We start from the raw sequence: 12,834 nt of genomic DNA, 5'->3' as shown, positions 1-12,834 counted from the left end.
GTAAACATTATAGCAATCTATCCGATGTATTCAATATAGGTATCATAACATATCTTAGAAGCAAAATGCCACATTATAACAAAACTGCCATAAATTATTCATCTATTTGTCTAAAAAACACGAAGGAGGACTTCATAATGAAAGGCAAGTCACAACGGAAGACATCACTTTTTATTGAAATATTTGTTCCTGTCATTATCTTAATCGTTATGACGGGCATCTCTATTGGAATGACTAACTATATGATTAGTAAAAATACGATCATGGAAGAAAAAACACTTTCTGTTAATCGTCAACTTCAAACAATGAATAAAACATTCGATTTGTTTTTTGAAGAAGCACATAGTATTCTTAATCGTTTTGCTGAAGACGAACATATTATTAACTACAAAGATAATAAACCACATAATTTACTTACATATTATAAACGAACAGTTGACCAAACAGAAATAATAGGCAATGCTCATACGAGTATAGATGATACAGGTGAAATTATTCTCTACCCTGAAGCTGATTTAGGTGACTTTGATCCGCGGACAAGAGAATGGTATCAAATGGCAGTTGAAGCGGAAGGCGAAATAATTTGGTCGGATCCATTTATAGATGTATCAACTGAAAAAACAATCGTCACTGTGGCAAAGGCTTTTTATCAAGATGGTAAATTAAAAGGAGTAACAGCACTAGATGTGTTTGTTGATACACTCATTGACTTAGGTAAAAATATTGATGCAGGTAAATCTGGCTATGCTCTTATTCTCAACTCAGAAGGTGAGTTTATTGCACACCCAGATGCTAAGCAAATTGGTAAAAGCGCAAAAAAACTCCCATTTTTTAAACAATTACAACAAGGTAAGAATCATGGTACAATATCCTATCAAGAAAACAAAGAGAAAAAGCAGTTAGCGTTTGTAACAAACAATACGACAAATTGGATGGTCGGTGCAGTCGTCTTTGAAAGTGATTTTTCTAAACAGGCTCAGGCTATTTTGCTACCAATTATCGTGACATTAGTAATTATTATCATCTTAGCAGGGAGCGTATCAGTATTCATCGCACGCAAGATTACAAAGCCTGTTAAAACTTTACAAGAAACGATCGAACGAGTAGAGGCGGGAGATTTAACTGTTACAATCAAAACAAGTGCAACGAATGAAATAGGTCAACTGTCTCAGAGTTTTTCACAAATGACAGATCGATTAAGAGAAATGATTACTCATATAAGTAAAATATCGCACCATGTTTCTGGCGCATCGCAAAATCTCGTAGCTAGTGCGGAAGAAAATACCGCCGCAACGAATGAAGTTGCCACCACAATGGAACAAATTGCTTCTGGTGCAAGTAACCAAGCTGAAATCATGGAAGGTAATGCAAAAGCGACTGACGAGTTATCTCAATCGATTCAGGAGATTATTGCATATAATAATGAAATGTTCTCACAAGCTCAACATTCAAATAAAGCATCTGAAACAGGCTTAAATACTGTCTATACATTACAGAACCAAACGAAAGAAACACAAGAAGCGACAAAAGATGTCATTCAAGCTATTCAATCTTTAAATAAAAAATCAACGCAAATTGGAGAAATCGTCACAGAAATTACCGATATCTCTGAGCAAACAAATTTATTAGCATTAAATGCCGCTATTGAAGCATCACGTGCTGGAGAAAATGGTCGTGGATTTGCAGTAGTTGCTGATGAAGTAAGAAAGTTAGCTGAACAAACAGAAGAAGCACTTCAAGGCGTATCGCTTCTCGTAACTGATATGCAAACTGAAATGGAAAAGAGCACAAAATTAATCGACCGTACAGGTCAGATTTTCTATCAACAAATAGAAACTGTTAATGAAACTAAGAAAGCCTTTGAAAATATCCAACAAGCTATTAAAGACAATAACACGATGATTCAAAAAATCAATCAATTAACAGAAACAATTATGTCACAAGAACAAACGATTACAAATCATGCACAGAACATTGTTTCTATTAGTCAGGAAACAGCTGCTGGTACTGAAGAAATAACAGCATCTGTAGAAGAACAACACGCATCTATGGAACAACTATCCCATATTGCTGAACAGCTCGACTCCGACGCTATCAATTTGCAAAACGAAATCAATCAATTTAAGGTGAAGTAAATTTAATCGGGCTATCCAAAAAATCATGATTAACTTTTGGATAGCCCTTATCTATCTTTTGGACATTTTAATCATTAACATGTCATTTATTGGAGACAATCGAAGCTGTATGAATCGCTTCTCGCATAGAATTAATCCATATAGGATTGCGACCATAATGAACATAATTTGTTAATAATATAATGTGGATTTTCTGTTTAGGATCAAACCAAATACTCGTTCCTGTAAAACCAGTATGCCCGTATGCTTTTTTAGAGAAGAATGCTCCGCATGAACAATCTGAATGAACATTTAATTCCCAACCAAGCCCACGTGATAAGCGATCATTTTGAGTAAAGTTCTTGCGTGATAACTCAATGATTTCAGACGAAATAAACTGTTTATGATTGATGGTGCCGTTGTTTTCTATCATAGAAGCGAACTTTTCTAAATCAGCACATGTCGAAAACAGACCCGCATGCCCACTTATACCACCCATCGTTTCCGCATTCTCATCATGGACAATACCGCGTTTATATGTTTTTGCTGCAGCATCGAATTCAGTAGCAGCATACCTGTTGAGCGGAAAATCAGGATTAAAACATGTTTCGTTCATACCAAGTGCTGTAAATATTTCGTTTTCAACAAAGTATTCAAAGCTCTGTCCAGTAGCCTGTTCAACAATCGCTGACAACATAATGAATCCTAAATCACTATATATCACTTGTTTGCCGACAGGAGATTCTATAGCGCTATGACAAATGGAATGAATGACTTCTTCTTTATTTAATTGCTCTTTAAAAAACGGCTTAAATGCAGGTAGACCAGAAGTATGGGTTAATAGATGCTCAATCGTCACAGATTCCTTTCCATTCCAGGAAAATTCCGGTATAAATCTTGCCACTTTATCCTCCAAGTGAATCTGTTTCTGATCCATTAATAAGAGCAGCGCCGGTAATGTGGCAACTACTTTCGTTAATGAAGCTAAATCAAATACAGTATTCATATCCATTGACTCTTTTACCGGAAAAACTGTCCGATTGCCAAACGATTCGCGTAATAATAATTGACCATTTTCGGAAATAGAAATTAGCGCACCCGGAAGATTTTCTTCTTCAATTGCTTTTTGTAAAATGTTCATGACTGCTGTTTTCACGTTGATCCCTCTTTACAATTTTTGCTCGGTTATATATTAACGATTATTTATTTTAGCATAAAATTTCCGGTTTTAGTTTTCAAAAATAACTATTCTGAAAGTGCTCCATGTTCTCAATTCCACTCTTTGAAGACAAACATTTCCCACGGCTGTAAATAGTCAATTAAGAAAATCTCTTCTTCACGAATCCGACCAACGACATTCGTTTTACCAGAGTTCGGCATATCTTTTAAAGCAATTTGTAGCTCACCTTTATATTGTTTATACAAATCATTTTCAATTACAATATCGCCTCGTTTTATGTCACGGGTATTATGTGGTGCGATTGAATGTTCACGGTATTTGACCCGACTCTGTGTTGAACGAATCATATAATCCGATACATCCCCACGATAAAAATGTGGTTCATTTAAGATAATCGCGCGTTCAAGCTCGCTCACATCATCTACTATTTCAACATTAAAAGTCATTTTTTCTCGATTTATTTCACTTAATATTCGCATTTCCACATCCGAAGCATATGCATTACTGATAATAATGTCATCAATAAGTTTTGTAGCAAGTAAATGTTTTGCCTGAACATCAATTGGTAAATTGCGATGCATTTCTAGAGTTGGAAGTCCTTCTATAATTGGCCAAGGTCCAAATGTAGCGACAGATGAGGAGATAAAAGCAGCTGTTCGCAGTCCATTCGTATTAAATTTACGACTACTTTTAAGAAAGAAATCATAGGATAAACCAGAGAAGCGATGTGGGTAAAAATTATGACAGCCGATTAATTGTTGACGATTCGGTTGGTGGTTTAAAATGTTTTCTAAATAATGGGTCGCTTGGCTCATATTGATTTCAATTTTTAACCCGTATGGATTAAATGTCATCTGAGCTTCTTCAAGACCTGTAAACCCTAAATCTAAGCGAATGCCATCTACACCTAACTCATGAAAAAAGCTCAAATCATCATAAGATATATTTAATGCATTTAAAATCCTAGGGCTTATATCACAGATGACTTCCATGTTTAAGTCTTTAGCAAACCGCGTTGTCTGTTTAAATTCATGTAATATTTTTTCCTTATCACCATCAACTGATAATAGGCACGTAAAAATACGCTTAAATCCATAGTCATGAGCTTTCTGAATATAGGCTTGATCTTCTTCTAAGTTCGAATGGTTGGGATATATTGAAATACCGAGAACACCCATTTTATCAACCCTTTCCTTGTAAATTTTTCTCTAATTGATATATTTTCTTCAACATCGTAATCATTTTTTCAATTAACGTCATTTCACTAATAGCTGCCATCAGATGATCTTGTGCATGAACCATTAGTAAAGACATTGATACTTTCTCACCATTAATCTCTGCTTGAATGAGTTTCGTTTGTGTATTGTGGGCTTTAACTAATGTTTGATTGGCTTTTTCTAGTTTTTTCTCAGCTTCGGAAAAATTGTATGCATGGGCTAACTCAAGAGCCTCATATGCAATCGCTTTAGCATCACCACCATGAGAAATAATATTAAAAATTTTTGTTTCCATATCTAACATGGCATTCCCTCCATTTCGTTCACTAAAATGACATATTAAAATTTTCTTTTAACACTGCATGTTCCATATTGAGTAAATATTTCCTATATTTTATAATACAATTAAAATGAAAGCCCTTTCAAGTTTAACGTATGGCTGTTTTAACGATTCAATGATCAAAAACAGAAAAGAATAAAAATAAGGAGGTGAAAACATGCGTGTCTTATTCGTCTGTTCTGGCGGTATGTCAAGTGCCATCGTTGTCAATGCATTAAAATCGGAAGCAAAGAAAAACGGGCAAGATTTAGCTGTCAAGGCTATTGGCTCTAGTGAAGTTGCTTTCGAATTAGAAAGTCCATGGGATGTCGTTATGGTTGCTCCACAAATTAGACATCGTTTCGACAGTATTAAAAAAGAAGCGGATGAAAAAAATGTTCCCTGTGGTGCAATACCACCTCAAGCATATACGCCTTTAGGTGGACCTGTTTTATATGAAACGTTACAGAAGCTCGTTAAATAATCTAATATTTTTAGGGAGGTTCGTTCGATGAGTAAATTCACGGAGTTCCTTGATAAAAAAGTTTCTGGCCCAATGGCAAGATTAGCTGAACAGCGCCATCTACTTGCTATTCGTGATGGGGTTATTTCCGCGTTACCGTTTATTATCGTAGGTTCATTTTTCCTTATTATTGCTTTTCCGCCACTGCCTGAATCATGGGCCATTACTCAATGGGCAACAGAACATGCGGGTGAAATTTTAATCCCGTATCGCATGACAATGTTTATAATGTCTTTATATATCGCCTTTGGAATTGGCTATAATTTAGCCCAATCATATAAAGTTGATCCATTATCAGGTGCACAAATCGCAGTCGCATCATTGTTACTTACCATCACACCGACCGCTTTAGATGAATTAGGTTTTGTTTTACCGATGCAATATCTCGGTGGAAATGGTTTATTCGTTACTATTATCGTATCAATTATTTCCGTCGAAATCTTTCGTGTCTGTAAGCAAAGAAATATTACAATTAAACTTCCAGAGCAAGTCCCCGCATCCGTTGGTCGATCATTTGAAGCACTCATTCCAGTCACCATTGTTATTTTATTAATGACTTTGATTACGGTCGTATTGGGAATCAGCTTACACGAGATTGTTCAAGAATTAGTTGCGCCCCTTGTAAAAGCTGGTGATAGTCTCTTAGGTGTCTTAATTCCTGTTTTCTTAATTACTTTTTTCTGGTCGTTTGGAATTCACGGTGTCTCGATAGTCGGAACAGTAGCACGCCCGCTTTGGGAAGTTTATTTTGCTAATAACGGAGAGGCTGCTGCAGCTAGTGAAGCCTTACCACATATTGCTCCAGAACCACTCTACCAATGGTTTATTTGGATTGGTGGATCAGGTGCAACATTAGGTCTTGTCATTGTCATGTTACTATTTGCAAAAGCAGATTACTTAAAAAAGGTAGGAAGAGTTTCTCTCGCACCGAGTATTTTTAACATCAATGAACCAGTTATTTTTGGTGTCCCAATCGTCTTAAACCCGCTTTTAATCATTCCATTTGTTATTACACCCTTGATTACAGCAACAATCTCATACATGGCAACATCCGTAGGGTTGGTGTCGGCAACATTTATTAAACCGCCATGGACATTACCAGCGCCAATAGGGGCCTATTTAGCAACGGGAGGAGATTGGCGAGCGATTATCTTAGTCCTGATTAATATTACGATTTCTGCATTGATTTACCTGCCATTTTTCAAAATTTACGATAAGAAAATGCTGGCAATGGAAGAAGGAGAAGATACAGCTAAAGCATCATAGTATTTTCTAACGATTCATGCTTTATTGCCATATCCTAACATAATCGTTCTACTTAAATTGTGACAAATATCATATTGGGAATCCTTGTGATTCCCTCTTTCTTATCTTTGAGGAGGAAATAACAATGACCAACGATACAAGACTTATTCCGAGAGTTAGTTTTAAAGGTGTCTTTATTTTTATGATTATTTTATTTATCGGTACACTATTTATCCCTCAATTTTTTCTACTATTAGGCTTATCACTTAGACTAAGTTATTTCTTAGCGGCCGGAATTTCCGCATCAATTGGGCTAATTTTTGTTTTGACAAAAGTTGATGCGACACCAGGGGAAAAGCACTTTTTTAAAAAGCGAATCATCATTTCAATCATTGTTGGGTTTGCAACAAGTGCCTTAATCACGTTTGTTTTCGGGAGGGATCTCATTGGCTAAACCAGGTGTAAAAATAGTAACGATTGGCGGTGGGTCAAGCTATACACCCGAATTTGTTGAAGGTCTCATTAACCGATATGACGAAATACCTGTCCGCGAACTTTGGCTTGTAGATATAGAAGAAGGAAAAGAGAAGCTAGAGATTGTTGGCAATCTCGCTAAACGGATGGTTGATAAAGCGAATCTCCCAATCGATATTCATTTAACATTAAATCGTCAAGAAGCGTTAAAAGATGCTGATTTCGTCACGACGCAAATGCGTGTTGGCCAATTAGATGCCCGTGTTAAGGATGAACGTATACCACTGAAATACGGCATGATCGGTCAAGAAACAAATGGTGCAGGCGGTTTATTTAAAGCGCTACGTACCATTCCGGTTATGCTTGACATTGCTAAAGAAATGACAACTTTATGCCCAAATGCTTGGCTCATTAATTTTACAAATCCAGCTGGTATTGTTACCGAAGCTGTATTGAAGAAAAGTCCCCACAAAAAAGTTGTCGGTGTCTGTAATGTGCCCATTAATATGAAAATGACGATTGCTAATTTATTAGATGCTCCATTAGACACGCTTGAAATCACCTTTGCTGGGCTAAATCATATGTCATATGGGATAGATGTCATTGTAGATGGTGAATCGAGATTAGATGATGTCCTCACTTTATTAGCCGACCCTGAAAAACAACTATCGATGCAGAACATCACCCCTCTACCGTGGGAAACATCGTTTATTCATGCTTTAAAACTTATTCCTAGCCCATATCATCGCTACTATTATAAAACAAGTAACATTTTAGAACAGCAACTCACTGAATATAATAAGGGGATCACTCGTGCTGAAGTCGTTAAACGTTTGGAAGCCGGTTTATTTAACTTATATAAAAACCCCGATTTAAATATTAAACCACCCCAACTAGAAAAGCGAGGTGGTGCGTACTATAGTGATGTTGCCTGTAACTTAATTTCTTCTATTCATAATGACAAAGGTGATATCCAGACTTTAAATGTTGAAAACAATGGAGCCATTTCTGATTTGCCAAACGATGCTGTTGTAGAAGTGAACTGTGTTGTTACGAAAGGCGGCCCCATTCCATTAGCGATTGGCGCATTACCTTATACGATTAATGGCTTGGTGCAACAAATAAAATCCTTTGAATTAGCAGCAATCGAAGCGGCCATGACGGGATCATATGAACAAGCTTTACTGGCGCTTTGTTTGAATCCACTCGTAACCGATGATCAATCGGCAAAGTTCATATTAGATGACATGCTCGAGGCTCATCGTGATTATTTACCACAGTTTTTTAATGGGAATTTAGCGAAATATATTGTATGAATGATTTTTCATAAGAGCATCGACGATTCAACGTGATGTCTCATGTCGGTTTTCCTTCATGAGGGGTTGCTTTGAAGCTTCAACGTGTTGTCTCATGACTTTTTTACAGTGCGAGAGAACGCATTGAAGACTCAACGTGAGGTCTCAGCTAGCTTTTGCACCACGAGAGGGCGCATTGAATAATCCCAACGCGCTATCTATCATCTTCTTGAAACAAAAAGGGTGTCTCGTATAGCGACAAGACACCCTTTTCATGTTTATTTATTTTTCGTCCTTCTTTCCTTTGCTCCTTTACTTTCAATTCCTGTAGGTGAAACGGAAGTTACTCCGTACGTATAGCGCCTGTTTGGATCCCGGTCTTCATCAACAAAGACAGCCTGTCCATCGCGATCATAGACAACCCCGATAATATGTTCTGGGTTTCCATAGTCGCCATGTTTATTGTCTTCAAAGCGATAAATAATATATTTTCTTGCATCTGTTCGCTTTTTATTGTTGATAAGGACCGTAACAGCGTCATCCATTTCTTCTAACTTAACGGAAATTGGTTTCTTAGGAACACCATCACCATTCCAAGGTGTTGCAGGTGTTAACGCTTTTGTATGATAGATTTCATCCTGTAAAATATCGGCATAACCTAACGCATTACGAAAGACGTCCTTCGCTGAAAAATGCATTTGCCCTTGGGCAATACCATTGACGCGATTATCTAAAATCTGTTCTGGTAATTCATATGGGTTATCCCAAGCCTTATCAAAGTTGTCATTCACTTTATAGTCAGCCATCCCGATATATAGATTTACTGGATGAACTTCACTATAAGTAGTCACTTCCCTGCTCCACCAATCTAGTAAAATGGAATAGTTGGCTACCGCAAACTGTCTAGACCAATAGATTTGTGGCGTTATATAATCAATCGAACCATCTTTTATCCATTGACGTGTATCGGCATATAGATGATCATAATTCGTTTGTCCCGCTTCTGTATCACTGCCTGTTGGGTCATCAGCGATATTTCGCCATACACCAAATGGTGAAATACCGAACTGGACCCAAGACTTCATCTCTTTTATCGCTTCATCAATTTGGTAGACGAGCTGATTCACATTATTTCTCCGCCAATCTTCAATATCTGAAAAGCCTTCACCGTATTCCGCAAATGTCTCTTCATCTGGGAATTCTTCTCCCGCTATCTTATACGGATAGAAATAATCATCCATATGGACGGCATCAATATCATAGTTCGTTACTAATTCTTTCACCGTTTCAATCAAATATTGTTGAACTTCTGGAATCCCCGGATTGAAATAGTATTGCTGACCATATTTCACAACCCAATCTGGATGCTTTTTGGCAATATGATTAGGCGCCAAATCATCTAAATCTTGACTCGGCATCGTCAGCCGATATGGATTAATCCATGCATGGAGTTCCATGCCATGACCATGGGTAATATCTAACATAATTTGTAATGGATCATATCCCGGATCGGTTCCTTGCTCCTTTCCAGTGATGTATCTTGACCAAGGTGCTAATTCTGAAGGGTATAACGCATCTGATGTTGGTTTCACTTGATAAATAACAGTGTTAAAATTCATCTCAGCTAGTCGACCGACCGTATCCGATGCCCATTTGGTATACTCAACTTCACTCATCCCAGCTGGCATATCAATATTGACGACCGTAGCAATCCACGCTGCCCGCATTTCAACTTTTGGCTGACTTGTATTTTCTGCAAAAGTCGAAGCGCCTGGTAACAAACTCATAGCGAAAAGCATAACGACACCAACGATAAACAAGCGTTTACTCAATTTTTCCACCTTCCCCTCGGTTTATTGTAATCGCTTACATTTTTTTAAAGATGAATAGAATGATATGCCTCCTTTCCTAATCTATTAAAACTCACTTTTATTCTAGCATGAAGTATATCGTTGATAAATCTATCAAAAGTCCCAATTTTACAGAAGTAAATTTAATAAGTACAGGTTGTTCTACCTTTGTGCCTATTAGAAAAGCCTCCATTTAAAATTTCAGTAATTATAAAAAAATGGAGAGCGTTTTCATGTTTGTAAAATTAAATTCACCACAGAAAAACGCTCACCATTTTATATCAAATCAACATATTTATTTTTCAATGCGTATTGCACGAGTTCGTGTTGCTCTTTTAAATCTAGTTTTTGCATCATGTTTGCTTTATGCCGTTCAACCGTTCGCGGACTAATATTCAACTGTTCGCCAATCTGAATGTTTGTAAACCCTAGCGAAACGAGACGGATAACTTCTTGTTCACGCTGGGTTAAGACTGAGCGTGTTTCTTTCTTTTTCATTAGTTGCTTTAACTGTTCTTCTGGAATTGTTGTCCGATAAAAATATTTTCCTTGTCTAACCGCTTGAATCGCCTGTTCAATTTCGTTCGATTCGCTATTTTTTAATAAGTAACCAGAAACATCACAGTCAATTGCCTTTTTGACATAGGCTTCTTCATCATGCATCGTAAGTACGATAACTTTTGTTTGTTCTGTTGAGGATAGGATATTTTTAGCTGCTGTAAAGCCATCCAAACCATCTGGCATCGACAAATCCATCAGGACAATTTCGGGTTGATGCTTAATGGCTAAGCGAATTGCGTCTGATCCATTATCTGCTTCCAAAATTTCTTCAACATCATTCATTTCTTCTAATAAAAAACGAATTCCACGACGAATTAAGATATGATCATCGACGATTAAGACTTTCATCTTGATCACTCTCCTTTAGTGGAATTTCTAATGTAATCGTCGTTCCTCTTCCTGGTGATGATTCAATCGTTGTTGTTCCATCCAATTGAGAAATCCGTTCTTTCATATGCAACAGTCCGAGACCAGATTTCTTCATTTTTAAATCAAATCCGACACCATCATCTTTAATCATGACAATTAATCGTTCATCCTGCTTATTTAATTCAATACAGCCATTTTCAGCACGGGCATATTTTAACATATTGTGTAATCCTTCTTGTATAACACGATATACGTTAATTTCAATCATTGGCGCAAGACGCTCATCGAAATTATGAGAGAAATGAAACGCTGTACGTGGTAATTGCTTTTTCATCATTTCAATTAAAGATTCAACTGTTGCAATTAAACCTAATTGGTCGAGAATTTTTGGACGCAAGGCTTGTGAATAAAATTTAACATCGTCCATGACCTGTCCTAATTCGAGCCGAACATCGTCAATATATTCATTAAGCGTATCATCTTCAATCCGCTTCATAATGTTATCCATCGCAATAGAAATGCTATATAATGATTGTCCAACACCATCGTGTAGTTCCTGCGATAATCGTTTATGTTCAGCCTCTTTAGCATTGGTTAGCATTTTAATCATCTTTTTTGATATTCGTGCTTCTTCTTCCTTTTTCTTCAAAGTCTGGTCACGTAAAACGAGTAAGTAATATTTCTTATCCGTTTCTTGATCATGATAAATCATCACATTACTCATCTCGACATCGAGCATATATTCTCCAAATGTCGGCATTTCAGATGAAAAGTAAGGAATTTCTCCCTTATGCGCCATTAAATAGCATCGTTCTTCACCTGGCTTAACGTCACGCTTAGCACAATATGAACAATACGGAACACGTTCACCAATTCCCCAACCGATTAATTCTTTAGCAGCGCGGTTCGCTTTAACAATTTTTCTAGATGCATCCATGACAATAATGCCATCTTTTATATATTGAAATAATTTATCCGAAAAAATTTGATCCAATTCATCATTCATTTTGAGTAATCCTCCCAAACGCATACCTTTCCTTTATTATAACTATACTTCTATGAAAAAAACGAGGATGACAACTCTTGTCTCCTCGCTTACATCATATAGTTATTGCGTGCGTTTGTTTACAACATATAGGAAAGATTGTAGATATTTTAAACCATGTTGAATGGTTGGATCTTTTAACATGCGTAATAAACCAAACAGGGAAACAGGTGCCATGTCTTCATTTGCTTTAAAATGTTCATTTGTTTCTTCGATAATCTCGGCACCTTGTTTGATAGGTATAACATCATTTACCCCTGCAACAATCGCTTCAAATGTTCTTTCATCGCCCCATACATCCTTAGCAAAGTCCATGATGTTTTCCATTTGTTTCACAACTGGAACAAGTTTTGGTAATGTATGAACCAACTCTAACATCGCCTCAAAATGTTCTTCATTAATGCGCAGTTGTTCAATCTTCCGCTCTGTATCAGCAACAACCATACTTAACGATTGTTGATCACTTAAAGCTTCAACCACGAAGTTTAATTTATCTTCAAGCACTTTAACAGATGACACAAATTCAGGAAGTTTTTCCACAAGATATTGAAGAGATTCGACTTGTTCTTCTTTTTCGAGTCCTTTTAAAACATTTGATACTTCAGGACCTAATGTTGCCATGTTGATTCGCCTCACTTTCTC

General features: G+C 36.8%; 12 protein-coding genes. 5 read left to right on the top strand and 7 right to left on the bottom strand.

Annotated features, from left to right (window positions below; translation table 11 throughout):
• Positions 1-137 precede the first annotated feature (137 nt).
• A complete protein-coding gene (locus VIG73_RS12280; protein ID WP_331642406.1) occupies positions 138-2,135 on the top strand; it encodes a methyl-accepting chemotaxis protein in 1,998 nt (665 codons plus the stop codon).
• A gap of 82 nt (positions 2,136-2,217) precedes the next feature.
• Here the strand turns inward: VIG73_RS12280 and VIG73_RS12275 are convergent, their stop codons facing one another.
• The 3 genes from VIG73_RS12275 to VIG73_RS12265 form a co-directional block, all read right to left on the bottom strand.
• Complete coding sequence (locus tag VIG73_RS12275; protein WP_331642404.1) at positions 2,218-3,270, bottom strand: serine hydrolase domain-containing protein; 1,053 nt, start codon at positions 3,268-3,270, stop codon at positions 2,218-2,220.
• A gap of 113 nt (positions 3,271-3,383) precedes the next feature.
• Positions 3,384-4,472, bottom strand: a complete 1,089-nt coding sequence (locus VIG73_RS12270) for a DUF871 domain-containing protein (RefSeq protein WP_331642402.1) — start codon at positions 4,470-4,472, stop codon at positions 3,384-3,386.
• Between the two features lie 4 nt (positions 4,473-4,476).
• On the bottom strand, positions 4,477-4,815 hold the full coding sequence (locus VIG73_RS12265; RefSeq protein WP_331642400.1) for a PTS lactose/cellobiose transporter subunit IIA: 339 nt from the start codon (positions 4,813-4,815) through the stop codon (positions 4,477-4,479).
• Between the two features lie 193 nt (positions 4,816-5,008).
• Between VIG73_RS12265 and VIG73_RS12260 the strand changes: the two genes are divergently transcribed.
• The 4 genes from VIG73_RS12260 (at position 5,009) to VIG73_RS12245 (ending at position 8,388) form a co-directional block, all read left to right on the top strand.
• Positions 5,009-5,314: a PTS sugar transporter subunit IIB gene (locus tag VIG73_RS12260; RefSeq protein WP_331642398.1), complete on the top strand. Its 306-nt coding sequence runs from the start codon at positions 5,009-5,011 to the stop codon at positions 5,312-5,314.
• Positions 5,315-5,341: 27 nt separating this feature from the next.
• Entirely contained in the window at positions 5,342-6,619 is a 1,278-nt protein-coding gene (locus VIG73_RS12255) for a PTS sugar transporter subunit IIC (RefSeq protein WP_331642396.1), read from the top strand.
• Between the two features lie 124 nt (positions 6,620-6,743).
• On the top strand, positions 6,744-7,052 hold the full coding sequence (locus VIG73_RS12250; protein WP_331642394.1) for a hypothetical protein: 309 nt from the start codon (positions 6,744-6,746) through the stop codon (positions 7,050-7,052).
• A complete protein-coding gene (locus VIG73_RS12245; RefSeq protein ID WP_331642392.1) occupies positions 7,045-8,388 on the top strand; it encodes a 6-phospho-beta-glucosidase in 1,344 nt (447 codons plus the stop codon). Before VIG73_RS12250 ends, VIG73_RS12245 begins: the two co-directional genes overlap by 8 nt.
• Positions 8,389-8,645: 257 nt before the next feature.
• On the opposite strand, the gene VIG73_RS12240 is transcribed toward VIG73_RS12245, so the two are convergent.
• The 4 genes from VIG73_RS12240 to VIG73_RS12225 all read right to left on the bottom strand — a co-directional run bounded on the left by VIG73_RS12240 (position 8,646) and on the right by VIG73_RS12225 (position 12,813).
• The gene (locus VIG73_RS12240; protein ID WP_414648411.1) at positions 8,646-10,208 is read right to left on the bottom strand and encodes a glycoside hydrolase family 10 protein; all 1,563 of its coding nucleotides are present in this window, start codon (positions 10,206-10,208) and stop codon (positions 8,646-8,648) included.
• Positions 10,209-10,493: 285 nt separating this feature from the next.
• Positions 10,494-11,126 carry a response regulator transcription factor gene (locus VIG73_RS12235; RefSeq protein ID WP_331642388.1) on the bottom strand — a complete coding sequence of 211 codons (633 nt, stop codon included), beginning with the start codon at positions 11,124-11,126 and terminating at the stop codon, positions 10,494-10,496.
• Positions 11,104-12,153, bottom strand: coding sequence for a PAS domain-containing sensor histidine kinase (locus VIG73_RS12230; RefSeq protein ID WP_331642386.1), 1,050 nt, complete (start codon positions 12,151-12,153; stop codon positions 11,104-11,106). The genes VIG73_RS12235 and VIG73_RS12230 overlap by 23 nt, the downstream gene beginning before the upstream one ends.
• Before the next feature lie 102 nt (positions 12,154-12,255).
• The gene (locus tag VIG73_RS12225) at positions 12,256-12,813 is read right to left on the bottom strand and encodes a DUF1641 domain-containing protein (protein WP_331642384.1); all 558 of its coding nucleotides are present in this window, start codon (positions 12,811-12,813) and stop codon (positions 12,256-12,258) included.
• Positions 12,814-12,834 lie beyond the last annotated feature (21 nt).

This window comes from Cerasibacillus sp., from assembly GCF_036516575.1.
Classification (GTDB): Bacteria; Bacillota; Bacilli; order Bacillales; family Amphibacillaceae; genus Cerasibacillus.
The sequence above is the reverse complement of the archived record's forward strand: the minus strand, read 5'-3'. Positions and strand labels throughout refer to the sequence as shown.

Bases quoted from the DNA above. Each gene is read 5' to 3' on its own strand.
- VIG73_RS12255 (WP_331642396.1), top strand. From the start codon at position 5,342: ATGAGTAAATTCACGGAGTTCCTTGATAAAAAAGTTTCTGGCCCAATG.
- VIG73_RS12280 (WP_331642406.1), top strand. From the start codon at position 138: ATGAAAGGCAAGTCACAACGGAAGACATCACTTTTTATTGAAATATTT.
- VIG73_RS12235 (WP_331642388.1), bottom strand. From the start codon at position 11,126: ATGAAAGTCTTAATCGTCGATGATCATATCTTAATTCGTCGTGGAATT.
- VIG73_RS12225 (WP_331642384.1), bottom strand. From the start codon at position 12,813: ATGGCAACATTAGGTCCTGAAGTATCAAATGTTTTAAAAGGACTCGAA.
- VIG73_RS12265 (WP_331642400.1), bottom strand. From the start codon at position 4,815: ATGTTAGATATGGAAACAAAAATTTTTAATATTATTTCTCATGGTGGT.
- VIG73_RS12260 (WP_331642398.1), top strand. From the start codon at position 5,009: ATGCGTGTCTTATTCGTCTGTTCTGGCGGTATGTCAAGTGCCATCGTT.
- VIG73_RS12270 (WP_331642402.1), bottom strand. From the start codon at position 4,472: ATGGGTGTTCTCGGTATTTCAATATATCCCAACCATTCGAACTTAGAA.
- VIG73_RS12250 (WP_331642394.1), top strand. From the start codon at position 6,744: ATGACCAACGATACAAGACTTATTCCGAGAGTTAGTTTTAAAGGTGTC.
- VIG73_RS12230 (WP_331642386.1), bottom strand. From the start codon at position 12,153: ATGAATGATGAATTGGATCAAATTTTTTCGGATAAATTATTTCAATAT.